This is a genomic window from Bacillus sp. RZ2MS9, assembly GCF_001816185.2.
In the GTDB taxonomy this organism is placed as follows: Bacteria; Bacillota; Bacilli; order Bacillales; family Bacillaceae_G; genus Bacillus_A; species Bacillus_A cereus.
This window is the reverse complement of record NZ_CP049978.1, coordinates 851,662-876,215: the sequence shown is the minus strand read 5'-3', so window position 1 is coordinate 876,215 and position 24,554 is coordinate 851,662. Positions and strand designations below refer to the sequence as shown.

Genomic DNA, 24,554 nt, shown 5'->3' with positions numbered 1-24,554 from the left:
TAAGGTGGAAGTTTTCTATTTACACAAGTTTTACTACAACCTCAGTTTCCACATTACATACTCCGCAATAAAAAATATGATTGCAATATTCATTTGAATTATTATGCGTTAAACCATCTACTGCACTTAATAATTCTTGATCCATATAGGCACTATAATCGTCTATATAATCTACAGACTTCCCATAATCTTGGAGTATACTTTGGCAATTTTGACAAGAATATGTTTGTGATTCTAATGCGTTGCAAAGCGGGCAAATCCCCATCATGATTCCTCCATACTTTATCGTTTAAAGCCTCTCTTTTTTAGAGTGAAGAGAGCAACCTATCCAGACATAGGAGTGCCCACTCCATCCCTACTTAAAAATAGAACTATAAAGTTGCTACCGATTTCATTTTTATTTCAATAAATCATAAATAAGAAGCTAATAATTAGCCTACAAGTAGCAGGCTACAATGAGAAAATTATATTTAATATCCTCCTTAGTTTGGCCTGTTTTCTTAAAAATACAACGATTACTCTTATTTCATAATTTACGAAATCAATAAGTTTTTTTGACAAAATTTACAAATTATTATTTTGTATATCTTTCTAGGTAACATCCATACTATGAGTACAAACTTAATTACCGATGGATTAGCGCCAATCGGGGCGATAATCTGGTTCAACTCCAGCTAGTCCAACCAAAAAAACTTTTATAACTCTAAGGAGGATATATTCCTATGGCAAACCAAAATTCTTCAAATCAATTAGTAGTACCAGGTGCAACAGCTGCAATCGATCAAATGAAGTACGAAATCGCTCAAGAATTTGGTGTACAATTAGGAGCAGATTCTACGGCTCGCGCTAACGGTTCAGTTGGTGGAGAAATCACAAAACGTCTAGTTGCAATGGCTGAGCAAAGCCTTGGCGGATTCCACAAATAAATATATATGGCAAAAAGGTCTCAAGGCATATGCCTTGAGACCTTCCTTAATTTATTGCAACATTTGTAAAAACTTCTTCGTACGTTCTTCTTTTGGATTTGTAAATACTTCTTCTGGTGTACCTTGTTCGACAACGACACCACCATCCATGAAAATAACACGGTTCGCAATTTGATGTGCAAAACGCATTTCGTGCGTTACAATAACCATCGTCATGCCTTCTTTAGCAAGTTCTTTCATTACTTTCAGAACTTCTTGAACGAGTTCAGGATCAAGCGCTGATGTCGGCTCATCAAATAGTAACACTTCCGGCTCCATCGCAAGCGCACGCGCAATTCCAACGCGCTGTTGTTGTCCGCCTGATAATTGGAACGGATATAAGTCTACTTTATCCGCAAGACCAACCTTTTCAAGGAAATAGTTTGCTTTTTTCTTCGCTTCTTCTTTCCCCATCTTTTTCACTGTAACGAGCCCTTCCATTACATTTTGAAGTGCTGTTAAATGCGGGAATAAATTATGGTGCTGGAATACCATACCTGTTTGCGTACGAAGATTAACAATATCTTTCTTCGTTACTTTTTGAGAGAAGTTAAGCTCTTTATTACCGATACGAATATTACCAGCGTTTGGTGTTTCTAATACATTGAGACAACGTAAGAATGTCGTTTTACCAGATCCAGACGGCCCAATAATAACAACAACCTCGCCCTTCTCAACTGTTAAATCTATATGCTTTAGTACGGTATTATCTCCGAAACTTTTTTGTAAATGCTGAATTGAAATCATAAAAACAAAAACTCCTTTTGTAAAAGGATTATTTTAATGTGTAGCGTTCTGAACGCTTTTCTAACATCTGTTGTACGATTGATAATAAGAAACAAATAACCCAATAAATAAGACCTGCTTCAAAATAAACAATTAAAAACTCGTAGTTCATCGCCGCAATTTCCTGCGCTTTTCGGAACATTTCTGTTACTAAAATTAACGATGCTAACGAAGTATCTTTCACTAAGCTAATAAATGTATTCGAAAGCGGCGGGATTGATACGCGCGTTGCTTGTGGTAAAATAACACGTTTTAATGCTTGTGGATATGTCATCCCAATTGTATAAGCTGCTTCCCACTGCCCTTTCGGAATGGAAAGGATAGAAGCACGAATAATTTCAGATGCATATGCACCGACATTTAATGAAAATCCAACAACTGCTGCTGTATATGGCTCAACTTCAATATTAAGAGTTGGAAGACCATAGAAAATAATAAATAGCTGTACAAGAAGTGGCGTTCCGCGAATGATAGATACATAGATACGAGCAATCCATTGTAAAATACGACTACCAGAAATACGTGCGAGCGCTGTTAACGTTGCCAGTATAATCCCGATAATAAATGTAATAAGCGTTAATGGAATTGTTGTAAAAACAGCTTCCTTCAGCATAGGCATGAAGGAAGTCTGCATAATATCTATCCAAGTAGACAATCGATCTGAAACTAATGCACTACTTAGATACATTTTCACCGAACCATTTTTTCGTTATTTTGTCATACGTACCGTCTTTTTTCATATCTTCTAACGCTTTATCTACTTCTTGTACAAGCTTAGTGCTACCTTTACGGAATAAGAATCCACTTTCTGAAGCTTCTTTTTCAGTATCTACAATTTTAATTTTTGCATCTTTTTTCGTTTCTAAATAATTTAATACTGATAACTTATCATTAATTGTAAAATCAACGCGTCCTGAAGCTAATAATTCTGCCGCTTGGCTAAATCCTTCTACCCCAATAATTTCCGCACCGTTTTTCTTAGCAATATCTGCATAGTTACTCGTTAAAGATTGTGCTCCTTTTAAACCTTTTACATCAGCAAATGTAGCAGGCTTATCTTTATCTTTTGCAATAACTAATGCCGCTGAAGATGAAATGTATGGTTTAGAGAAATCGTATTTCTTTTGACGATCTTCACGAATACCAACTTCGTTTGCAACCATATCAAAACGTTTTGCATCTAAACCAGCAAGTAAGCTATCCCATTGTGTTTCTTTAAATACAGGTTTTACACCTAAACGTTTTGCAACTTCTTCTGATAGTTCAACGTCAAATCCAGTTAATTTATTGCTTGAATCATGGAATGTGAACGGTGCGTATGTACCTTCTGTTCCAATTACAAGTTCACCGCTTTGTTTTATCTTTTGTAACGCGTCTTGACTAGCTGTATCTTTTTTCTCTTCTTTACCGCAGCCGGCTACAATCCCGATCGCTAATGTAGTTACTGCAAGCACTGAAAATAATTTCTTCATGATAGTAATCCTCCAAGTATTCTGATAGGAATTTAAAAACTATATTGATTGTATGCAATCTTGAACAATTTTTCAATGAAAATGTTCTTATTTAGTTTATCCTTTTTCTTCATAATCAAACAAAAGGGAAAAATAATGCTACATACAAAAAATAAGTAACATTTTTTAATATAGCATTTATTGTACGAAAGGTAAAATAATACTTCTTATTTAACTGCCCTGATTCACTAAAAAAAGAACTTGTGAAAATCACAAGTTCTCCACCTTACCTATTAAGCGCTCTGGTTCCCTTCCATTTGCGTTTTGTACATATCATAATAACGCCCGCGCTTTTTCATTAGCTCATCATGAGACCCTTTTTCTAAAATGGTTCCTCTATCAAGCACAATAATTTGATCTGCGCTTTTAATTGTTGAAAGTCGGTGAGCGATAATAAATGTCGTTCTTCCTTTTTTCACAACTTCTAGCGCTTGTTGAATCATCGCCTCTGTTTCTGTATCGATACTAGATGTCGCTTCATCTAAAATTAAAATGGCTGGGTCAAAAGCGAGCGCCCTAGCAAACGATATAAGCTGACGTTCTCCGGTTGAAAGAGTACTTCCTTTCTCCGTAATTTCTTCATTTATATTGTTCGCAAATCTTTCAGCACCAACATCACGCAATGCTTTTACGATGCGCTCTTTTGAAATTTTTTCATTTTCTAAACTTACATTAGATGCTACTGTTCCGCTAAATAAAAACGGATCTTGCAGTACAATTCCCATATGTTCACGAGTTGCTTGTTTCGGCATCTCTTTTACATCATGACCATCAATCGTAAGCTTTCCTTTTTCAAACTCGTAAAACTGAAAGAGTACGTTCATAATAGAACTTTTTCCTGATCCAGTATGACCGACAAGTGCCACGGTCTCCCCTTGTTTCGCTTCAAAAGAAATATTTTTTAACACTTCATCTTTCCCATTATAAGAAAACGATACATTATCAAACTTCACATTTCCTTGTAAGCGAGGCATACGCTCTTCTTCTACTGCTTCTCCTTTTTCCTCTAACAATTCAAAAACACGCTCTGATGCAACACGCGATTGTTCTAAGTTAGCAAGCTGATTCACCATATTTGTAATCGGTGAGAACAATCGTGTTAAATAATCAACGAACGCATACAGTATCCCTAGAGAAATGACGCCTGTAGCACTTAATGAAGCGCCACCGAAATACCAAATCACACCTGTGAAAGCGATATTTCTTAATACGGATACCAAATTGTGTGAAGTTGCTGCATTTAAATTCAAAATTTTATTTTGATACTTAAAATAATCGCCATTTAATTCTTCAAACTCTTTTTTCGTTTCACGCTCTTGACGGAACGCTTGAATAATTGGCATCCCTTGAATGGATTCATTTACTGTTCCGTTAATATCAGATAAACGAGAGCGCATTTTATGATTGTATACAGACGCGTATTTTCTATAAAGAATTGCCCAAACGATTAATATCGGGATAATGAGTAAACATATCGTTGCCAATTTTACATCGAGTAAAAATAATGCCGCAAATATCCCTATAATATAGATGATACTAGAGACGAATGTCGCAAGTACCGTTACATATAAATCACGAATGGCTTCCGTATCATTCGTGACACGCGATACAATTTTCCCTGCTGGTAAATGATCGAAATAACGAATCGGCAACGTTTGAATATGAGAAAACACATCTTCCCTCATAATTTGAATAATTTTGTTCGCTGCCTTTTGCAAGAAGAACTGCTTTCCGTATGCAAATAATGATACGACTACTAATAAAGCAAAATAGCCACCACCAAGTAATAATAGACGGTTTATTTCTGGCTTATAAAATGCAAATACTTCTTCCTTTGTTAATGCTTTCGCTTTATAAACTTGCACCGCCTTACCATTTTGAACGGTAATCATATCCCCTTTTACAGTACGTGATCCTTCTACATTTACTTTATTCGGTACAAAATAATATTGAAAACCGACTTGCATCACGCGTACTTCTTTTCCTTTTTTCTCGCCTTGTTCAAAGCGATCACTTCGCTTATAAAAAGCCCCATTATACGAAACAGCATCTTCACTCTGTTCTGTTTCATACCAAGGTTTCTCTATCCCGACGATATGATCGTCAATCATCGTTTTAGCGACGAAAGGACCAGCAAGCTCTGCGATGACGAAAATAAATAACATTAACATCGCAGCAAAAATCGTCCCTTTCACTTTCATCGCGTATTGAAACAATCGTTTTGAAACGCTCATATTTTCACCCCACTATCCGCACTTTCACTTTCACCTTGTTGTCTTTCAAACTGTTCGGCATACCAGCCTCCCTTTTGGATAAGCTGAGCATGCGTACCTTCTTCTATAACTGCGCCTTCATCCATAACGAGAATCCAATCCGCATGTTGCACTGCTGATAAACGATGCGTCGTAATAATCGTCGTCTTTCCGCTTCTTTCCGTTCTTATATTTTCAATGATCGCTGCTTCCGTACGAGCATCTACAGCTGATAAAGAATCGTCCAAAATTAAAATTTCTGGATTTTGAATAACAGCTCTTGCAATCGAGATCCTTTGTTTTTGCCCTCCTGATAAAGAAACACCTTTCTCTCCAACGAGCGTTTCTAACCCTTCTGGTAAAAACTCTAAATCCTTTTTAAACGCAGCAATTTCAATTGCTTTCTCTAGTTCTTCTTCAGTCGCTTCCCTATTTCCGAATAAAATATTTTCTCGCGCTGTTTTTGAGAACAAAATATGCTCCTGCGGTACATAACCAATCCAGCCGAGTACATTTTCATTCGTCATTTTATCTAATGTCACATCAGAAACTGCAATATCTCCATCTCCAAGTGGATATTGACGAAGAAGCTGACGTACAAGCGTCGTTTTCCCGCTTCCTGTTTTTCCGACAACCCCAAGCGTCTCCCCTTGTTTTAAGGTAAACGAAACCTTTTTTAAATTTGTTTCAGTTGATGAAGGATATGAAAAGGTAACGTCATCAAACTGAATATAATCCGGCTCTTGCACAAGCTTTGGATGTTTCGGATCCTTTACATCTGGTTCATACGCTAACGTTTCATTCACACGGTCAAGCGAAGCATTTCCTCTTTGCATAACATTAATTAATTCACCAATTGCAAACATCGGCCAAATCATCATCCCTAAATACACGTTAAATGAAACAAGTTCACCAAGTGTTACCTTTGATTGAAATACAAGATATGCCCCGTACACTAAACCGATTAAATAACTAAGGCCAACAAGCATTTTCACGGTTGGTTGGAATAATGCGTCAATTCTCGCTACTTTCATATTTTTTTCGTAGACGTCATCTCCTAAGTGATGAAATCTTTCCTCATCTGCATTCTCTTGTACGTATGCACGAATAACACGCACACCAGCGATTGATTCAAGCACTTTATCGTTCATATCACCAAACGCATCTTGCGCAACGGTAAATCTTTCATGCAATTTCTTTCCATATATATTCATCGCATACGCCATAATTGGAAGCGGAATAAGCGCTGCAAATGTAAGCTCCCAACTAATTGTAAATCCCATCATAAAAACGATCGTAAGCATGTATAAACTAGAATCCACAAGTGTTAATATACCAAAACCAGCTGTCATAGCGATTGCTTTTAAATCATTCGTTGCCCTCGCCATTAAGTCGCCAGTACGATTTTTTTGATAAAAAGTCGGCGTCATCTTAAGTAAATGCCCCATAAATTTAGAGCGCATCGTTTTCTCAAGTACAAATGCACCTCCAAACAATTGATGTTGCCATACGAAAGTAAGACCATACCCAACGATTGTAACCCCTATTAAAATAAGAATAGATTGCATAATTGCTTCGTTCGATAACGTTCCTGTTTTTATATTATCTATCGTAACCCCTAACACTTTCGGGGGAATAACTTCAACTATATTCACAATTAAAAGAGCTCCAATGGCAATACTATATCTCTTCCAGTGCTCCCTAAAAAACCATTTTAACTTTAGTAATACTGATAACAATGTAACCTCTCCCTTCTCGTTCTCGTTTACCTCTCATTTCTTTATCCACTATCCAGACCCATCACATTTACATTTCGTAACCCATACAATCTCATCACATTTTTCCACCTTCCAAAGTTTTTTATCGGAACTAAACAAGGGAAAATAAACAAAAAAAAGCATACCGCCGCTTGACGATATGCACAGGAATGCATAAAAAGCGTACGTTACGATATACGCAACGTACGCTTTTTATAAGACAAAGATGCCCTATATATCCGTACGGGTTGCGTAATGATATGAATGTTTTCTGCCATTTAACAGAGCTAAGCCCATTACATTTACGATTACAATCATTACGCACACCCCCTTCATTTATTTTCCATTTATAATCTTACAACTTTATTGAGTATTCTGTCAATTATTTTTTCACAAACCGCATGAAAATATACGCTACATCATTCTGAAATAAAGGAATGTTCTGTAAGAAAGGGTATACAAAATAAAAAAAGAATAAGAAATCGTTTTCACAAACATTTCATTTGAAAAATGTTATCAAACCCCCTACAATCACCTTATACTCACTCTTACAAGTTGCTATTTTAGGAGGACTAATCATGACAACTAGCAATACGTACAAATTTTATTTAAATGGAGAATGGAGAGAAAGCTCTTCAGGAGAAACAATCGAAATTCCATCTCCATACTTACACGAAGTAATTGGACAAGTACAAGCAATTACTCGCGGAGAAGTGGATGAAGCAATTGCATCTGCAAAAGAAGCTCAAAAATCATGGGCTGAAGCTTCCCTACAAGATCGCGCAAAATACTTATATAAATGGGCTGATGAGCTCGTAAATATGCAGGATGAAATTGCCGATATCATTATGAAAGAAGTCGGTAAAGGATATAAAGATGCGAAGAAAGAAGTTGTTCGTACAGCTGACTTCATTCGTTACACGATCGAAGAAGCTTTACATATGCACGGAGAAAGCATGATGGGCGATAGCTTCCCGGGCGGTACAAAATCTAAACTTGCGATTATCCAACGCGCACCACTTGGTGTTGTATTAGCAATCGCACCATTTAACTACCCAGTAAACTTATCTGCTGCAAAACTTGCACCAGCATTAATTATGGGTAACGCTGTTATTTTCAAACCAGCAACTCAAGGTGCAATTAGTGGTATTAAAATGGTTGAAGCACTTCACAAAGCTGGCCTTCCAAAAGGTCTTGTAAACGTAGCTACAGGACGCGGTTCTGTAATTGGTGACTACTTAGTAGAGCACGAAGGCATCAATATGGTATCGTTCACAGGTGGTACAAACACAGGTAAACATTTAGCGAAAAAAGCTTCAATGATTCCACTTGTATTAGAACTTGGTGGTAAAGATCCTGGTATCGTTCGTGAAGATGCTGACTTACAAGATGCTGCAAACCATATCGTAAGCGGTGCATTCTCTTACTCTGGTCAACGTTGTACAGCTATTAAACGTGTACTTGTACACGAAAACGTAGCGGACGAGCTTGTTAGCTTATTAAAAGCGCAAGTAGCTGAACTATCAGTTGGATCTCCAGAACAAGACAGCACAATCGTTCCATTAATTGACGACAAGTCTGCTGACTTCGTTCAAGGTTTAGTTGACGACGCTGTAGAAAAAGGTGCTACAATCGTTATCGGTAACAAACGTGAGCGTAACTTAATTTACCCAACATTAATCGATCACGTAACAGAAGAGATGAAAGTTGCTTGGGAAGAGCCATTCGGCCCAATCCTTCCAATCATCCGTGTTTCTTCAGATGAACAAGCAATTGAAATTGCTAACAAATCAGAGTTCGGTCTGCAAGCAAGTGTCTTCACTAAAGACATTAACAAAGCATTTGCAATTGCTAACAAAATCGAAACTGGTTCTGTACAAATTAACGGACGCACAGAGCGCGGCCCTGACCACTTCCCATTCATCGGTGTAAAAGGTTCAGGTATGGGCGCACAAGGTATTCGTAAGAGCCTTGAGTCTATGACACGTGAAAAAGTAACTGTATTAAACTTAGTTTAATCTTATAAAAAGAAGCTGATCTATTTTTAGATCAGCTTCTTTTCTATATAAATACTTCCGAAAAACGGAGTATTTCGTTCTACTTCCGATTTGGTTTTCCAAATCGAACTAAAACATGCCATAATAATTTTAATTCCTGAAGCACTTCTTCATAAGTTCCACGATCACTCCAAGATAATGGATTGCGTTTCAAATCCACTACAGCAGAGCCAATTATATTTGCATCGATGCAATGATTCCGTGCAATGCGTCTTGCTAAAGATGGCATTTTTGAACCTCTAAAATCCATCGGAACTTCGTCTACCGCAAGTACAAAACCGATGTGCCAATACAAATCAATCGCATACTTCAGGCAAATTTCTTCTAAAACTCTTCCTACATCCGTACCCTTAAATGAAGGATCTGCAACAAGCACCTCTACGTCTTCTTTAAGAGAAATCTCTCCATGAATTTGCGCTTCGATATAATGATTAAGATTACGGGCTGGCTCTTTGCTTACTAAATCTATAAACGGCCTTTTCAGGTTAGCCAGTAAATGATTAATTAATATTGTTGGAGTCAAATTCCCTTCACCAATTGCAAAATCTCCTACAAATGTCTCTTCCAAAAGAGCAGCTAAAATCATATCAAACTCCTCATAAGTCCCCTTTTCTTTCGGATCTTGATGCGAATCTAAATATGTATATGTAGAGCGCGAAGAAACTTTTGGAGATAAGAGAAAATAACATGAACCAAAACGCGGAGCCGGCCCATCTGGATGTAACATTAAATTTAGCGCTCCATATTTTGGCCGTTGATCATTCGTTACGCCTTCTAATTGATATGCCCCTCCAAATATTCTTTTTTCCCAAAGGTCACGTTCACCACCAGGATAAGCAGATACACTTCCATTAGATAGCAATGTTTCAAACTGACTTTTATATACCCCTTGCTCAAACAGTGCTTCAGCAACACTTTTCATATTCGAATCTAGTCTGTCTGGATGAAAGTGTAAAGCAATCCTTGCATGAGATTTTAAATTAGCGACAGCTTCTTCAAATATTTCATCTGTAATATTAGACATTTTAAGTATATGATTAATCGTTGCTTTAGCCCCACGTTTTTCGTTCTCTGCATATTTTGAAATATACTCTAAAGCAAATAATTGAGATCTTAATAATTCCATAATCCAATCTCCCCTTTAATTGAACTGCCCTTAAACACTTCAATTAAAAGCTTATTCTTTCCTTCTTATGAAACGAACCTCATTTATTTAAAAAAGTAATTTACTAAATCTTAATTATGTATACACGCATTTTTCATAGGCAAATGTACACATTCTACAGAAATTTGATACCCTAGCCATCGCTCAGCGATATGTTCAAATGATAAAACAGATCCCGTTGTAAAAAAGCGATGCTTCGGATTCAGATTGTCAGACAAAATTCCTTTGTGCTGTAAAATGGTACTTAACTCTATCGCTGTTTCTTCTGCAGAACTAATAATCGTTATGTCTTCTCCTAGTTCCTTTTTTATATAGGACTCTAAAAGTGGATAATGCGTACATCCAAGAATTAACGTATCTATATCTTCTTTCGTTAATGGAAGTAAAGCTTGTTTCACTTGCTGCGTGACATATGCTGTATCTTCTAATTGATTTTCTACAACTGTGGCTAAAGTCGGGCAAGCATAGCTATGCACTTCCAAATATGTATCCAGCTCGTGTAATGCTTTTTCATACATATTAGATTTTATCGTACCTACAGTTCCAATTACCCCGATTTCCCCTTTCTTTGTAACTTTAATTGCCGCTCTTGCTCCTGGATGTATAACGCCAATAACTGGAATGGAAAGTGCTTCTTGCAGCGCATTCAATGCAGCAGCTGCAGCAGTATTACATGCTACGACTAGCGCTTTTAATGGAAACTGTTTGAGGAACTCAACCATTTCAAATACGAAAGATTGCACCTCCTCTACACTTCTTGGCCCATACGGACAACGCTTATTATCACCAATATAATAAATGCTTTCTTTAGGCAATTGTCTTATAATTTCGCTCGCAACTGTTAATCCCCCAACACCCGAATCTAGCACACCTATTACTGAATGTTTATGACATACAGACATTTACTTCATCCCCTTTTCAATCATCTAGCGCTAATAACATGTATTATATTACGAAAATTCAAATATCACATAACAATCCCTCTTACTTTTAATCACAAACTCTTCTCTATAATCTGATTATTACTATATCCATTGACGTATAAAAATTCATTTGTTACTCTTAAAGACGTTAATTTAATATTTAAATCCTCATTCGTATCTCGGTGAGGTAGAGGTTGCAATCATTAAGAGTATCATTTCAGGAGATGTAGTGGCATTGATGAAGGAATGAGAAAGGAATGTTTGCCGAAGTAAGTCGTGTCCACCATGCACGCTTGCTGGGTCTGCATTTAATAAGTGCAGAACTGTCACAAACGTTTCGTTTGTGGAGAGCTATCGAGAGGTATGTCGTGGGTTTCTTATAAGATAGAAAGCATGTAGCGGCAAATTACGTGCTTTTTTTGTTTTGTTTGGGACTTCTCTTCCTGACTCAGGAAGACATACATATCTCCTCGCTTGACTTGGTTATACTAACTTTGGAGGTATTTTCTATGCAACAAAAAAAATGGGGCTTTTGGGTACTAACAGCTTTCGTTGTCGGTAACATGGTTGGCGCTGGTATTTTCATGGTGCCAAGTACGTTGGCACAAACAGCAAGCCCACTCGGTGTCACTTTAGCTTGGTTAACTACAGGGTTTGGTGTTTTAATGCTAGCTCTTGTTTTCGGTAATTTAGCAATTCGTCGTCCTGATTTAACGACAGGACCACAAAGTCATGCATATGCTTTATTCTCAACACCAAAAAAGAAAAAAATGGCTGGATTCAGTATGGTATGGGGATATTGGGTTGCAAACTGGGCAAGTAACGTTGCCATCATTACATCATTTGCGGGATATTTATCACTCTTCTTCCCAATTATGAAAGATACGCGACTACTATTTTCAATCGGCTCGTTTAACGTAGAAGTCGGAAAACTAATTACATTTACGATTTGTTCCATCTTACTTTGGGGAACTCATATTATATTAACAAACGGTGTAAGCGGAGCTGGAAAACTAAACTTCTTAGCAACAACAACGAAAGTAACTGGATTCCTTTTATTCATCGTCGTTACGTTATTTGCATTCGAAGCTTCTAAGTTTGGACAATGGTACACACCGATGATTGATAAATCAGGTGCATCACATGGTCTTCTTTCACAAGTAAATTTAGCTGCTCTTACAACGCTTTGGGCGTTTATCGGAATTGAATCAGCCGTTCTTTTATCAAACCGTGCTGTTTCTCCAAAAACGGTAAAACGTGCAACAGTTGCGGGATTACTTATTACAGTTGCGATTTACTTAGGAATTACAATTTTAACAATGGGTGTACTTCACGTTGATAAATTACAAGCTTCTGAACGTCCATTAGCAGATGCACTAAATGCTGCAATGGGTCACGGCGGCGGGAAACTGATGGCATTACTTGCTCTTACTTCCCTGTTCGGTTCTATCTTAGGCTGGATTTTATTAAGCTCAGAAGTACCTTATCAAGCAGCAAAAGAAGGTTTCTTCCCTTCCTTCTTCACGAAAACAAATAAAAAAGGAAGTCCAATTTACTCATTACGATTAACAAACATTATGTCGCAAGTATTCCTATTCTCAACATTATCAGGAACCATTGCGGAAGCTTATACATTCGTTATTACCGTATCAACACTGGCCTACCTCATTCCATATCTCGTTTCACCAATCTTCCAGTTAAAACTAGTCGCAACTGGTGAAACATATAAAAATGAAATGCGGGCAAGAATTACAGATGGCATAGTCGCAGTTATCGCACTTTGCTACGCACTATGGGTTATTAAAACTGGCGCATCCGATATAAAAACGTTCCTTCTCGGAATTGGTTTATTCGTAATTGGATTTGCTTTCTATCCATTAATGAATCGTGATCAGAAAAAAAATAACGAAAAGAAAAACGGGCAAGTTGCATAACGCAATTTGCTCGTTTTTTCTTTTGTAAAACATATATAATAGAACAAAGAGGTGAAAAACATGTCAATCGAATCGCTATGGAGCAGTCGCTTCCAACAACATATTCAAAATATCATTACATACTTTGCACGTATGATTAACGGTTTACTATATAGCTTTATCTTTATTTCATGCGTTGGCGCATATTATTATGCTCAGTTTCTAAAAGCATCTCCTTCTAAAGGAATATCTTTAATAATTATAACGATTGTACTTACATTCCTTATAACGAGATGCCCTATCCGTACATTTATTCAAAAACCTGATGCTGTCTATTTACTAGCACTAGAAGAGAAATTAACATCTTATTTCAAAAAATCTCTTCTATACAATTACATCATTCAGCTTTTCCCATTGTTATTTACGTTCCTTATTCTCGTTCCACTTGCTATGCAATCATTACAATTAACTGTACCTTTTTTATGTACAATCTTTATCGTGTTAATGATTACGAAAGCCTGGAACATGTACATACATTGGATGTGGCGTGATAGTCACGAAAAAAATATATGGCTGATCATTCGTATTACTTGTAACGCCCTAATCATTTACATGCTGTTTTATTCCGCAAATGTTCTCATATTGGGCGGACTACTCTTACTACTTGCTTTCCTACTTCTATATACGAAAAAACAGCCTACAAAACGAATACCGTGGGATTACATAATTGAGCAAGAAGAAAAAATGAACGTTCGTTTTTATCAATTTGCTAGCATTTTCACAGATGTTCCGCAACTGAATAAACAAGTAAATAAAAGAAAATGGCTTACAAATTGGATTGAACCTTTATTACATAAAAAACGAGCAACTTTCTTCTACTTACATACACTAGCATTTTTACGTGGAAATGATTATTTCGGTATATATATTCGCTTAGGATTGATCGGTGCTTTCGCCTTATATTTCATACCAAATATATACGTAAAAGGCGCTATCGCTTACATCGTTTTATATATGATCTCTATGCAGCTTCGTTCACTATGGAAATATTTTTCGGGAAATATTATTGTAGCATTATATCCAACCCATACTGAAGAAAGGATGAAGCAATTTCTTAGCTTAATCTTTATATTGCTAAGTATTCAACTCATTGTATTTTCGAGTGTTATACTCATTGCTACAGGTCAATTTTTACATAGCCTTATCATTATGATTGTCGGGTTACTCTGGATCAAATTTATTATTGTACCAAAAACGAAGCAAAGAATTTCCGCATTTTAACGAAAAGAATTATCTTAAAAGCCAAGGAGAAAATAAATTTTCTCCTTGGCTTTTTTATTTTGCTTCCTCAAACAAGAATCACTGAAACAACCGATATTTTATGATTTTACATACAAAAACGATAATACATGTTTACGACCTAATAAAAAGGGTATCTATTAATTAACAGAGTAAAGGAGGGGCCTATATTGTGAATAAAAAAACGGAACAATTGAAGCATCACGTTACTGACAATCAATGCAAACATGCTTTAACAACAAATCAAGGGGTAAAAATAGCTGAAGATGAATTTTCTTTAAAGATGGGCTTAAGAGGCCCAACCTTAATGGAGGATTTTCACTTTCGTGAGAAAATGACCCATTTTGATCACGAACGAATTCCCGAAAGGATTGTTCATGCACGCGGGGTTGGCGCTCATGGTTATTTTCAGCTTTATGAATCTTTAGAAACATATACGAAAGCAGATTTTCTTACTAATCCTTCAAAGAAAACACCTGTATTTGTACGGTTCTCAACCGTTCAAGGTTCTAAAGGATCCAACGACACAGTAAGAGATGTACGCGGATTCGCCACAAAATTTTATACAGATGAAGGAAACTATGATTTAGTGGGTAATAATATGCCAGTATTCTTTATCCAAGATGCTATTAAATTTCCTGATTTTGTCCATGCAGTTAAACCAGAACCACATAATGATATTCCTCAAGGAGCTAGCGCTCATGATACCTTTTGGGACTTTGTTGCGCATAATCCTGAGTCCACTCATATGGTCATGTGGCAAATGAGCGACCGAGCTATTCCGCGTAGTTTACGAATGATGGAAGGTTTTGGAGTTCACACATTTCGACTCATTAACGCAGAAGGAAAAGCCCATTTCGTAAAGTTTCACTGGAAACCTACCCTCGGGGTTCATTCATTAGTATGGGATGAAGCTCAAAAGATTGCCGGGAAAAATCCTGATTTTCATCGTCAAGATTTATACGAAGCAATTGAAAAAGGGGATTATCCTGAATGGGAGCTTGGATTACAGCTAATTCCAGAAGAAGATGAACATAAATTTGATTTTGATATTTTAGATCCAACGAAATTATGGCCAGAAGAAGAAGTTCCCGTAAAATTAGTTGGTAAAATGACACTGAACAAAAATGTTGATAACTTCTTTGCTGAAACAGAGCAGGTAGCTTTTCACCCTGGTCATGTCGTACCAGGTATTGATTTTTCAAATGACCCTCTTCTGCAAGGAAGATTATTCTCCTATACAGATACACAATTATCTCGTTTAGGGGGCCCTAATTTCCATCAAATTCCTATTAATCAGCCTGTATGTCCTTTTCATAATAATCAACGTGATGGTATGCATCAAATGCAGATTCATCGCGGTCAAACAAGCTATCATCCTAATGGATTAAATAACAATCAACCTGCAACCGTCCAAGCCGAACAAGGAGGATATGAACATTATCAAGAAAAGATTGATGGGCATAAAATTAGAGGTCGCAGTAAAAGCTTTCTTAACTTTTATTCTCAGGCTAAACTTTTCTACAATAGTATGAGCCCTATTGAAAAGCAGCACATAAAAGAAGCTTTTTGCTTTGAAGTTGGGAAGTGTAAATCAGACATGGTGAAGGCAAATGTAATTGCTCTCTTAAACCACGTCGATCGTCAATTAGCACAAGAAGTCGCTAACATTATTGGAGCTCCTTTACCTAAGGAAAATCACGAAGTAAATTCAGATGCAAAATCACCTGCACTAAGTATGTCCAATACTATTTTTAAATCTGATTCCAAAAATGTTGCAATTCTATTAAATGGTGACCCAAGCGTCTCACTTCTGTCCGAATGGATTCAAGCTTTTGTACAACACCGAATTAACTATAGTATCATAGATAATAAAATTTATCAGTTCAATGATTCCATTAAAGTAACTGACACTTATACAACAACAGACTCCTCCCTTTTTGATGCAGTATTAGTGTTTAGTAGTGAGTCTGTCATTCAACCCCCTGTTTTAGAATTTGCAGAAACTACTTTTAAACATTTTAAACCGATAGCTCATGTCCTTAGTAATCCTCATGCTTTGGACCATAGTAAGATTAAACTGGATGGAGCAGGAGTTTACAACTTAACAAATACTTCAATTGAATCATTTATAGAAGGCATTGCCCAAGGAAGATTCTGGAGCCGATAATATAATATAAGGAGCGGATTAGAATGAGTAAAAAAATTGCTATTTTAATAACGGATTATTTCGAGGATACAGAATACACAGAGCCAGTAGAAGCTTTTAAACAAAAGGGATATGAATTCACAACTATTGAAATGGAAAAAGGGAAAACGGTACACGGTAAGCAAGGGAAAAGTGAAGTCGTGATTGATAAAAGTATTGATGATGTTTCTCCAGAGAACTTTGATGCCCTCTTCATACCGGGTGGATTTTCTCCAGATATACTTCGTGCCGATGAACGTTTTGTTCGCTTTAGTAAAGCATTTATGGATGCGGAAAAACCTGTTTTCGCTATTTGTCACGGACCTCAGCTACTCATCACTGCACAAACACTTGAAGGACGCGATGTAACTGGATATAAATCTATTGAAGTCGATTTAAAAAATGCCGGCGGGAACTTTCATGACAAAGAGGTTGTCGTATGTCAAAATCAGCTAGTAACAAGTAGACAGCCAGAGGACATCCCAGCGTTTATTGAAGAATCGTTGCGTATATTAGGATAACTACTTTGATTAACTAACCTCCTTGTATTTACATGAAAATAATTAATTAGCCCTCACCAACTGGTCGTTTACAGGAAAACCGACCACCACAAATAGCAAGATAAATAAAAAGAGGGGAATCCAAAAGTTCAGTTTTAATAATCTTTTGGATTCCCCTCTTTTCTCGCCCAAAAATTCCTTATCACTTTTCATAGGCAGTTCTCATATAGTGAAAATGACTATATAATTCCTATCCATAAGTTAAATAATGATTTCGCACATATATAAATTCAAAAGATGGGAGCCTTATTTATGAATAACAATCCACCTTCAACGCCCCCAAATCCAACGGAAACGAATAATAATGAAGTGAGCTTACAAACGTTACGCATCATTGGGCTTATTGTACTGATTAGTGGCTACATATTAGTAGCGCTTTCTGAAGTAGGCACATTAAAAAATCTTTTACTACAGCCTAGTACTACTCCAAATTTAGCTGAAGTTGATCCGTTCTAAAAATTATATAAAAAGCGAGTCCCAGTATAACTGGTTCGCTTTTATATAGTTTCATCCAATTTGAGAAACATTTCTCTCATCCTCATACTGCTCTTTCCCTATCGCCTTCATAAATAATAAAATACTGCTCATACCAACGATAAAGTACAGAGCACTCATACCCCAAGATGCAATAAATGAACCTAGCATAACACCTAATGCCCCGTTCATTTTTGCCACTTGAAAGACCATTCCGTTAATCGCCATATAAGAACCTCTTGCCTCATTTGGCACCATATCTGCCATAATAGATTGACGCACTGGCACATACATCATCTCGCCTGCCGTTTGGAAAAGCCCTGCAATTAATAAAATCCATAAGCTATTGCTCGTTCCGAGTATTGTAAATCCAATCGTGTAAATAAATAAGCCTACATATAAGATTTTCAAATCGTTGAAGCTTTTCAGCATTTTAATAAGAAGTGCTGAACATAACACAACTAAAATTGTATTCTCTGCAGAAATCCAGCTCAACATGCGAATCCCTGTTAAATCAAACGTAAAACCATTCCCGAATAAAAAGTGAACCGTTTCAAATTCCTTCTGCAAACGTACCCCTAAATAATTATTAATTTGAAACTCTAACGATAATGTACATATACTCGCTGCACAAAAAATTAAAAATGCTTTATCTTTCATCACGACTTTATAACTATCTGCCATATCTTTTAATACATTTTTCTTCTCCATCGTTTTTCGTGCTACATACACTTCTTCCATATACACAGCCATCACATATAAAGTCATAATAGCAACAAGCGTTAATACGATAAACAATTGTAGTCTATAGTTTTCAAATAGTAATCCTCCAAATATCGCTCCAATCGCAATCGATAAATTAATAGCCCAGTAATTAATGCTGTACATCACTTTTCGATTTTCAGGTGTACTCACATCAATTAACATCGCTTCTGTCGCAGGATTCATAAGTCCCGATCCTAAACTATTCACTAACATAAACACAAATGTTAACCACGGTGAGTCAACGTAATCCGAATTCGCAACTCCCATACAAGCAATGGAAATGACTTGTATACTTTGACCGATAATCATAACCTTTTTACGCCCAAGCCGGTCTCCAACATATCCACCGTATAAACCAATTACTAATGAAGCTATGACATTAATAAGTAGTAACGCACCAGCAATCGCGCTACCTAACTTTACGGAAAAATAAATCGCCATAAATGGAAAAATCATCGTGGACACAGTACGTGTTAAAAACGATGTTATAATTCTAATTTTTATATTTCGATGCATACTCCAAAATCCCATTGTTTCCCCTCCTTATGCTTACTTATTTTACTTTGAAAAAAAGGAAGAAAAAGGTTAGAATATTCTAAAGAGTTTCCCCTTTTATGATAGAAGGAAGTGTATATATGAAAATTATGGACTATTACATTAGACTAAGACTACATGCACAAGATCAACAACATATGCGAAATAGCTTACAAGAATTAGCGGATGTTTTATATTGCAGTACGAAAAACGTAAAGATTTTATTAAAGAAAATGAGCGAGGAGCAATTAATTAGCTGGACTCCAGGGCGAGGCCGCGGAAATAAAACGGAAATTCTATTTATACATAATTTCGTAGAAGCGATTGAGTCCTATACAGATGAACTGTTAGCACAAGAAAAATTAAAAGATATCTTTCTTCTTTTAAAAGAACCCCTACCCCTTGCACTTCAAAAAAAGATAGAAAATAAACTACATCATCATTTTGGATACGAACCTTCAAATGATATGTACGACGTATTAAAGATTCCTATATCGAGAAAGATATTCCCATTAGATCCGGCTTTTGTGGCTGTAACTACAGAGAGTCATCTTACGAGTCAAATTTTTGATACGTTAGTTGTCTATAACGATGTTACTGAAAAAATGGAGCCTCACATTGCGCATACATGGGAATTAAGTGAAGATGGACTTACGTGGACCTTTTATTTACGAAAAGATATATATTTTCACAATGAATCAATTTTAACTTCTAAAGATGTACAGTTTTCATTTGAAAGACTAAAGCAAGTTCAATCCCCTTTCGAATGGTTAACAGAAGAAATTGTTGAAATTGAAACACCATCACCACTGCAAATTCGATTCCATTTAGCAAAACCAAATTTATTTTTCTTACACTATGTAAGTTCAATGCAGCTCGCAATTTTACCGCGTGATACGAGTATTCAAAATCATCATTATATAGGTACTGGACCTTTCAAACTTGCTCATTACTCTGAAGATAATATCATACTCGAAGCGTTCACCCATTATTTTAAAGAGCGCGCGTTATTAGACCGTATTGAATTTTGGGGTATTCCTGACCATGTGCAAATAGATGCTGATTATGAACTACCAAACGAAGAGGAAAATGAAAGGCATGATATACAAATAGAAGAAATAGGTTGTATTTATGCTAGCTTCAACTTTAAAAAACCTGGTCCTCATCACGACATTTACTTTCGAAAAGCTTGGAGAGAACTATATGATGTTGAAATGATACTTCGTAACATAGAGGGTAGACGGACAATTGCTGCATCAAGCTTTTTCCCTGATAGAAGCCGCCTTGCAACAAGAAGATCCTACTCTTTAGAAAAGGCAAAAGAGTATTTGAAAAAGAGTACATATAATGGAGAAACGATACATATTTACTTCTTCGCATTTAAAGATAGTGCAAATGATGCATATTTCTTAAAAGAACGATGTGCAAGTTTAGGTATACAAGTAGAGCTTCACCCATTTCCCGTTTCAGATTATATGAATCGCTCTATTGATAAACATGCTGATATTATTTTCATGGGAGAAGTATTTGCTGCCAATCATGAAATTGCATTCTTAAATGTATTTAAAAATAAAAGTTGCTTCGTAAATCGGTTTATGGACCCGCACTACGAAAAACAAATTAACTGTTTACTAGATACATTTTTACTAGAAGAAAATAAAGAAAAGCGCTATGAACTCATGTATGAGATTGAAGAATTTTTACAAGCAGAACACATCATTTTATTTAACTATCACGTTCTAAAAAGAAAAACATACCCTTCTTCTTTAAAAAACGTAACAATTGATTCATTCGGTTGGGCAAATTTTGCAAAGTTATGGATACAGCCATCCATGTCTTAAAATATGAGTCATTATAAAAGGAGAGAAACCATGAAACGCACCCTAGAAAAAAGACTTTCCTATCTATACACAGGTGAATTATTTTCAGTCATTACTTTTATTTTCACAAGTTACTTACTTAATTATGTTTATCCTACTTTACATTTATATTCCCTATATTCTTTTTGGATCTCATTTCTTCTTTTAGAGTTTATCTTATTACAAGGAGTAATTTACTGGTACGTAAAGTGGAAACGACTAAAAAAAGAGAAAACATCTGTTACGCCCATTAGGATGATTCAATATTTAAAAATACTTAAAAAGATAAATATAGCATTCATTATCACGGGATTTATTACGTTTACTATTGATTTTGTAATTTGGTATCCCTACTTACCTTTAGGCGGGCTATCATTTACTCTATTTATTTATATGTTTGCATTACTTGAGTACATTAACTATTATCATACTCAGCTTTCATACGATAACATCTCTGATATGAAACATTTAATCAAATCAAAAAAACTAAAGCAGTCCTGTATAAGTAAAGATTTTAAACGTATTTCGTGAAAGAGAAGGTACTACATCCTTAGTAGTACCTTCTTCACATACTATTATTTAATTACTCCATCTAAGTGATCTTTCAATTTCCCTAAATACTTCTCTATATCCGGATTCTTCACCACATCATAACAAGCAAAACTCTTTAACGGACTCATACCGAGAAACTTCTGCACGCGGTGTAAATGACTAAGCGCTGATTCTAAACTTTCTCCTTCAAAGAACTTCGTCTTATCTCCAAATGCTTTTTTAGGTGCATTCCAAGTTGTAGAGAACATATACTCTTTCTCTTTTAATAAACCACCTGTTCCATATTCATCTGCACCTTTAAAGAACAAACCGTATTCATATACTTCATCCATATACGTTTTAAATAAGCCTGGTACACTAAACCAGTAAATTGGCGTTTGATAAATCACAACATCGGCCCATAAAAACTTATCTTGTTCTTCTTTAATATTGTAACCATCTTGAATCGTTGTTGTTTTCACATGATGATTCTCGCCTAATACAGTAACCATATAATCTACTAACGTTTTATTTAATCGTCCTTCCTTTGTACCGTATTTTTCATGTCCATTTATAATAAATATATTTTTCATCGCTTTCCTCTCCCCTATATGATCTACTCTTCAGCTATTAAGCCGAGTTGCTGCTGTAGTGTAAGATTATCTTCTAAATGCCAATCTTCTGTTATCTTTCCGTCTTTCACATGTAAAATATCAATTGCAAAAAAATTAATTTTCTTACCATTATGCGTTCCTGTAAAAGAAAGACGGGCTGTTACTTTATCACCAACAACTAATAAGTCTTCAATCTCACAATGTATATCAGGCACAACTTTACGAAAATTTTGCGCTGCAAACTTTAATCCTTCAATGCCTTGTGGTCGCCCTTTCGGCAATGTATTATCGAAGAAATCTTTAGTAACAGTCTGCGGAATAAGTTCCTCCTTACCTGTATCCCAAAATGCATAAAAACGCTGCGCCGCATGAACCATTTCTGTCGCTTCTTTTTTACTTAGTGAGGGATCAATTGTCATTGCTTTTGGCTTTGGCATTTCTTTTAATAACTGAACTTCAGTTTTTTGTTCCACACCACATGCTACAAGCACAATACAAATAACAAACAAACTAAGAAATCCAAATAACTTTTTTATCCCCATGGAAATCACCACCTCCTTATATAAATCCTTTTTGTTTCGTATTGCTATTGTATACGCACTAACTTCCTTTATGGAAGTAGTGATATTTTTTTCATATAGTTACCAAAAGTATAGTTTTGTGATACTATAAAGCAAATTCATCCAAAAAAAATTTTATGGAGGCTAGTTCCATGAACGATATAAATCCAGTTGAATTAACGAAAGGTTTACCGGGCATACCTTGTCCTATCGCTAAAACGCTTGATGTAATTAGTACAAAATGGACGTTTTTAATCATTCGTGATCTTCTTATCGAAGGAACATTACGCTTTAGTGATTTACAAAAATCAATGGATGGTATTAGTCCAAAAACATTATCGCTTCGACTAAAAGAATTAGAGTCTCAAGGCATTATAACGAGAAAAGTATATCCAGAAGTTCCGCCTCGTGTAGAGTACACATTAACGGATAAAGGAAAGCAATTAGAGGGGATTTTTATTGAATTAAAACGGTTTGGGTTAAGTTTATAAAATGAAACTTTAATCAGGATAAAACAAAAACCCCTTACCGTCGTAAGGGGTTTTATTACTTCGCAAAACTTTCAGCCAACTGTTTCTCTCTCCACATAAATGTAATGCCGAGACCAACTATTAAAACAACGCCTGAAAATGCATATGGATAATGAATATTCATATCAAATAATATTCCGCCCATCGCTGGTCCTGCGATATTTCCTAAACTCGTATAAGTCGAGTTCATACCAGCGACGAATCCTTGCTCTTTTCCGGCTGCTTTTGATAAAAATGTCGTTAAAGCTGGACGAAGTAAATCAAATGCTAAGAAAATGAAGCAAGTAACGAGAAGTACAATCCAATAATTAAAGACTACAGTTGAGACGAATGCTAATACTGCACCTACAATTAAACATATTTGAATTAACACTTTCTCACCGAACATGTCTACCAATTTGCCAAACATAAATACTTGCACAACTACCCCAAAGATTGAACTAATTGTAATAATTGCTGCGATATCTTTCGGCGAGAAGCCAAATTTATGATCAGAGAACAAGCTAAACACTGTTTCATACGCTGATAATCCGAATGCGAGTACAAATACGATAATAAATGCAATTGCATACATTGGATGTAATGATTTCTTTAAATCACCAATAAAACTTGATTCCTTCGTATTAGAAGAAATCTCTGCAAGTTCTTCTTTCGTTAACGGTTCTTTTAAAATAAAGATCGAAATCACACATGCTATAAAAGCAATTACTGCTGCAACGAAAAACGGCACACGTATACCGTATTCTGCAATAAATCCGCCGATTCCAGGACCTATAATGAATCCAGTACTAATAGCCGCAGATAAGTATCCCATCGCCTTTGGACGTTCCTGAATAGATGTAATATCCGCAACATACGCCGTAACACCAGGCATAATAAAAGCAGCACTAATTCCGCCTAATACCCTTGCTACATAAAGCATCCATACATCTTTTCCTAATCCAAAAAGAAGCTCTGAAACACCAAAAATAAATAATCCAATGATTATCATTTTCTTTCTACCGTAAAGATCAACCCACCGGCCTGTAATAGGTGAAGTAATGAGCTGTGCCATTGCAAACACTGCAACGAGATATCCCATCGTCTTCCCTGTTAAATGCATATCATTCATAAAGGACGGCATAACCGGAATGATTAATCCAATCCCTAGAAAAGCGATAAATATATTACTCAAAAGAATGACCAATACCATCTTTTGTTCTTTTATCGGTTTCTTCACTTTTTAACACCTCTTCCCGTAAGTTCCTCTCAAAAAATAATGCCCAAGAAGCTTTTTCTTTATCCTTCTATTTGTGGGCTAGTCATGAGTAG

23 protein-coding genes and 1 riboswitch are annotated in these 24,554 nt (G+C 36.1%); of the genes, 10 read left to right on the top strand and 13 right to left on the bottom strand.

Annotated features, from left to right (window positions below; genetic code table 11):
- Positions 1 to 19: 19 nt before the first annotated feature.
- Complete coding sequence (locus BHV55_RS04525; protein WP_000510474.1) at positions 20 to 265, bottom strand: hypothetical protein; 246 nt, start codon at positions 263 to 265, stop codon at positions 20 to 22.
- Positions 266 to 722: 457 nt separating this feature from the next.
- Between BHV55_RS04525 and sasP the strand changes: the two genes are divergently transcribed.
- A complete protein-coding gene (gene sasP / locus BHV55_RS04520) occupies positions 723 to 926 on the top strand; it encodes a small acid-soluble spore protein, SasP family (RefSeq protein WP_000013338.1) in 204 nt (67 codons plus the stop codon).
- A gap of 51 nt (positions 927 to 977) precedes the next feature.
- Here the strand turns inward: sasP and BHV55_RS04515 are convergent, their stop codons facing one another.
- From BHV55_RS04515 to BHV55_RS04495, 5 genes are all read right to left on the bottom strand, one after another.
- Positions 978 to 1,712, bottom strand: a complete 735-nt coding sequence (locus BHV55_RS04515) for an amino acid ABC transporter ATP-binding protein (protein ID WP_000623610.1) — start codon at positions 1,710 to 1,712, stop codon at positions 978 to 980.
- A gap of 28 nt (positions 1,713 to 1,740) precedes the next feature.
- A complete protein-coding gene (locus tag BHV55_RS04510; RefSeq protein WP_000281499.1) occupies positions 1,741 to 2,439 on the bottom strand; it encodes an amino acid ABC transporter permease in 699 nt (232 codons plus the stop codon).
- The gene (locus BHV55_RS04505) at positions 2,426 to 3,223 is read right to left on the bottom strand and encodes an amino acid ABC transporter substrate-binding protein (protein ID WP_070757333.1); all 798 of its coding nucleotides are present in this window, start codon (positions 3,221 to 3,223) and stop codon (positions 2,426 to 2,428) included. The genes BHV55_RS04510 and BHV55_RS04505 overlap by 14 nt, the downstream gene beginning before the upstream one ends.
- Positions 3,224 to 3,495: 272 nt before the next feature.
- Positions 3,496 to 5,496 (bottom strand): ABC transporter ATP-binding protein, encoded by a 2,001-nt coding sequence (locus BHV55_RS04500; protein WP_070757334.1) that lies wholly within the window; start codon positions 5,494 to 5,496, stop codon positions 3,496 to 3,498.
- Positions 5,493 to 7,253 (bottom strand): ABC transporter ATP-binding protein, encoded by a 1,761-nt coding sequence (locus BHV55_RS04495; protein WP_000953785.1) that lies wholly within the window; start codon positions 7,251 to 7,253, stop codon positions 5,493 to 5,495. Before BHV55_RS04495 ends, BHV55_RS04500 begins: the two co-directional genes overlap by 4 nt.
- A 596-nt stretch (positions 7,254 to 7,849) precedes the next feature.
- Here BHV55_RS04495 and gapN point away from each other — a divergent pair.
- Entirely contained in the window at positions 7,850 to 9,289 is a 1,440-nt protein-coding gene (gene gapN, locus BHV55_RS04490) for an NADP-dependent glyceraldehyde-3-phosphate dehydrogenase (RefSeq protein WP_000213634.1), read from the top strand.
- A gap of 79 nt (positions 9,290 to 9,368) precedes the next feature.
- Here the strand turns inward: gapN and BHV55_RS04485 are convergent, their stop codons facing one another.
- Together BHV55_RS04485 and racE are read right to left on the bottom strand one after the other, a co-directional pair.
- Positions 9,369 to 10,454 (bottom strand): DUF3626 domain-containing protein, encoded by a 1,086-nt coding sequence (locus tag BHV55_RS04485; protein ID WP_070757336.1) that lies wholly within the window; start codon positions 10,452 to 10,454, stop codon positions 9,369 to 9,371.
- A gap of 110 nt (positions 10,455 to 10,564) precedes the next feature.
- Positions 10,565 to 11,395 carry a glutamate racemase gene (gene racE / locus BHV55_RS04480; RefSeq protein WP_000109669.1) on the bottom strand — a complete coding sequence of 277 codons (831 nt, stop codon included), beginning with the start codon at positions 11,393 to 11,395 and terminating at the stop codon, positions 10,565 to 10,567.
- A gap of 201 nt (positions 11,396 to 11,596) precedes the next feature.
- Positions 11,597 to 11,778: riboswitch (Lysine riboswitch) on the top strand.
- Positions 11,779 to 11,925: 147 nt separating this feature from the next.
- On the opposite strand from racE, the gene BHV55_RS04475 reads away from it, so the two are divergent.
- The 4 genes from BHV55_RS04475 to BHV55_RS04460 all read left to right on the top strand — a co-directional run bounded on the left by BHV55_RS04475 (position 11,926) and on the right by BHV55_RS04460 (position 17,337).
- Entirely contained in the window at positions 11,926 to 13,350 is a 1,425-nt protein-coding gene (locus BHV55_RS04475; protein WP_001186301.1) for an amino acid permease, read from the top strand.
- 60 nt (positions 13,351 to 13,410) lie between these two features.
- On the top strand, positions 13,411 to 14,610 hold the full coding sequence (locus tag BHV55_RS04470) for an ABC transporter permease (RefSeq protein WP_000021375.1): 1,200 nt from the start codon (positions 13,411 to 13,413) through the stop codon (positions 14,608 to 14,610).
- Positions 14,611 to 14,800: 190 nt separating this feature from the next.
- Positions 14,801 to 16,798, top strand: a complete 1,998-nt coding sequence (locus tag BHV55_RS04465) for a catalase (RefSeq protein WP_001036536.1) — start codon at positions 14,801 to 14,803, stop codon at positions 16,796 to 16,798.
- A 23-nt stretch (positions 16,799 to 16,821) separates the two neighbouring features.
- Positions 16,822 to 17,337 (top strand): type 1 glutamine amidotransferase domain-containing protein, encoded by a 516-nt coding sequence (locus BHV55_RS04460; RefSeq protein WP_000037532.1) that lies wholly within the window; start codon positions 16,822 to 16,824, stop codon positions 17,335 to 17,337.
- Between the two features lie 42 nt (positions 17,338 to 17,379).
- Here the strand turns inward: BHV55_RS04460 and BHV55_RS04455 are convergent, their stop codons facing one another.
- The gene (locus BHV55_RS04455) at positions 17,380 to 17,529 is read right to left on the bottom strand and encodes a hypothetical protein (protein WP_168369332.1); all 150 of its coding nucleotides are present in this window, start codon (positions 17,527 to 17,529) and stop codon (positions 17,380 to 17,382) included.
- Between the two features lie 99 nt (positions 17,530 to 17,628).
- On the opposite strand from BHV55_RS04455, the gene BHV55_RS04450 reads away from it, so the two are divergent.
- Positions 17,629 to 17,832: a hypothetical protein gene (locus tag BHV55_RS04450; RefSeq protein WP_001063862.1), complete on the top strand. Its 204-nt coding sequence runs from the start codon at positions 17,629 to 17,631 to the stop codon at positions 17,830 to 17,832.
- Between the two features lie 51 nt (positions 17,833 to 17,883).
- Here the strand turns inward: BHV55_RS04450 and BHV55_RS04445 are convergent, their stop codons facing one another.
- Complete coding sequence (locus BHV55_RS04445) at positions 17,884 to 19,146, bottom strand: MDR family MFS transporter (protein WP_070757338.1); 1,263 nt, start codon at positions 19,144 to 19,146, stop codon at positions 17,884 to 17,886.
- An 83-nt stretch (positions 19,147 to 19,229) separates the two neighbouring features.
- Here BHV55_RS04445 and BHV55_RS04440 point away from each other — a divergent pair, with 83 nt between their 5' ends.
- Together BHV55_RS04440 and BHV55_RS04435 are read left to right on the top strand one after the other, a co-directional pair.
- Positions 19,230 to 20,990: an SgrR family transcriptional regulator gene (locus tag BHV55_RS04440; RefSeq protein WP_139147412.1), complete on the top strand. Its 1,761-nt coding sequence runs from the start codon at positions 19,230 to 19,232 to the stop codon at positions 20,988 to 20,990.
- Between the two features lie 30 nt (positions 20,991 to 21,020).
- Positions 21,021 to 21,539 carry a hypothetical protein gene (locus BHV55_RS04435; RefSeq protein ID WP_000831578.1) on the top strand — a complete coding sequence of 173 codons (519 nt, stop codon included), beginning with the start codon at positions 21,021 to 21,023 and terminating at the stop codon, positions 21,537 to 21,539.
- Positions 21,540 to 21,583: 44 nt separating this feature from the next.
- Here BHV55_RS04435 and BHV55_RS04430 read toward each other — a convergent pair whose 3' ends face one another.
- On the bottom strand, positions 21,584 to 22,132 hold the full coding sequence (locus tag BHV55_RS04430) for an NAD(P)H-dependent oxidoreductase (protein ID WP_000789184.1): 549 nt from the start codon (positions 22,130 to 22,132) through the stop codon (positions 21,584 to 21,586).
- Between the two features lie 23 nt (positions 22,133 to 22,155).
- Complete coding sequence (locus BHV55_RS04425; RefSeq protein ID WP_000511560.1) at positions 22,156 to 22,695, bottom strand: ester cyclase; 540 nt, start codon at positions 22,693 to 22,695, stop codon at positions 22,156 to 22,158.
- A 170-nt stretch (positions 22,696 to 22,865) separates the two neighbouring features.
- Between BHV55_RS04425 and BHV55_RS04420 the strand changes: the two genes are divergently transcribed.
- A complete protein-coding gene (locus BHV55_RS04420; RefSeq protein WP_000997917.1) occupies positions 22,866 to 23,204 on the top strand; it encodes a winged helix-turn-helix transcriptional regulator in 339 nt (112 codons plus the stop codon).
- Between the two features lie 55 nt (positions 23,205 to 23,259).
- Here BHV55_RS04420 and BHV55_RS04415 read toward each other — a convergent pair whose 3' ends face one another.
- Entirely contained in the window at positions 23,260 to 24,462 is a 1,203-nt protein-coding gene (locus BHV55_RS04415; RefSeq protein ID WP_000742956.1) for an MFS transporter, read from the bottom strand.
- Positions 24,463 to 24,554 lie beyond the last annotated feature (92 nt).

Bases quoted from the DNA above. Each gene is read 5' to 3' on its own strand.
- sasP (WP_000013338.1), top strand. From the start codon at position 723: ATGGCAAACCAAAATTCTTCAAATCAATTAGTAGTACCAGGTGCAACA.
- gapN (WP_000213634.1), top strand. From the start codon at position 7,850: ATGACAACTAGCAATACGTACAAATTTTATTTAAATGGAGAATGGAGA.
- BHV55_RS04515 (WP_000623610.1), bottom strand. From the start codon at position 1,712: ATGATTTCAATTCAGCATTTACAAAAAAGTTTCGGAGATAATACCGTA.
- BHV55_RS04525 (WP_000510474.1), bottom strand. From the start codon at position 265: ATGGGGATTTGCCCGCTTTGCAACGCATTAGAATCACAAACATATTCT.
- BHV55_RS04485 (WP_070757336.1), bottom strand. From the start codon at position 10,454: ATGGAATTATTAAGATCTCAATTATTTGCTTTAGAGTATATTTCAAAA.
- BHV55_RS04500 (WP_070757334.1), bottom strand. From the start codon at position 5,496: ATGAGCGTTTCAAAACGATTGTTTCAATACGCGATGAAAGTGAAAGGG.
- BHV55_RS04430 (WP_000789184.1), bottom strand. From the start codon at position 22,132: ATGAAAAATATATTTATTATAAATGGACATGAAAAATACGGTACAAAG.
- BHV55_RS04450 (WP_001063862.1), top strand. From the start codon at position 17,629: ATGAATAACAATCCACCTTCAACGCCCCCAAATCCAACGGAAACGAAT.
- BHV55_RS04445 (WP_070757338.1), bottom strand. From the start codon at position 19,146: ATGGGATTTTGGAGTATGCATCGAAATATAAAAATTAGAATTATAACA.
- BHV55_RS04460 (WP_000037532.1), top strand. From the start codon at position 16,822: ATGAGTAAAAAAATTGCTATTTTAATAACGGATTATTTCGAGGATACA.
- BHV55_RS04455 (WP_168369332.1), bottom strand. From the start codon at position 17,529: ATGAAAAGTGATAAGGAATTTTTGGGCGAGAAAAGAGGGGAATCCAAA.
- BHV55_RS04440 (WP_139147412.1), top strand. From the start codon at position 19,230: ATGATAGAAGGAAGTGTATATATGAAAATTATGGACTATTACATTAGA.
- BHV55_RS04425 (WP_000511560.1), bottom strand. From the start codon at position 22,695: ATGGGGATAAAAAAGTTATTTGGATTTCTTAGTTTGTTTGTTATTTGT.
- racE (WP_000109669.1), bottom strand. From the start codon at position 11,395: ATGTCTGTATGTCATAAACATTCAGTAATAGGTGTGCTAGATTCGGGT.
- BHV55_RS04475 (WP_001186301.1), top strand. From the start codon at position 11,926: ATGCAACAAAAAAAATGGGGCTTTTGGGTACTAACAGCTTTCGTTGTC.
- BHV55_RS04505 (WP_070757333.1), bottom strand. From the start codon at position 3,223: ATGAAGAAATTATTTTCAGTGCTTGCAGTAACTACATTAGCGATCGGG.
- BHV55_RS04510 (WP_000281499.1), bottom strand. From the start codon at position 2,439: ATGTATCTAAGTAGTGCATTAGTTTCAGATCGATTGTCTACTTGGATA.
- BHV55_RS04420 (WP_000997917.1), top strand. From the start codon at position 22,866: ATGAACGATATAAATCCAGTTGAATTAACGAAAGGTTTACCGGGCATA.
- BHV55_RS04435 (WP_000831578.1), top strand. From the start codon at position 21,021: ATGAAACGCACCCTAGAAAAAAGACTTTCCTATCTATACACAGGTGAA.
- BHV55_RS04470 (WP_000021375.1), top strand. From the start codon at position 13,411: ATGTCAATCGAATCGCTATGGAGCAGTCGCTTCCAACAACATATTCAA.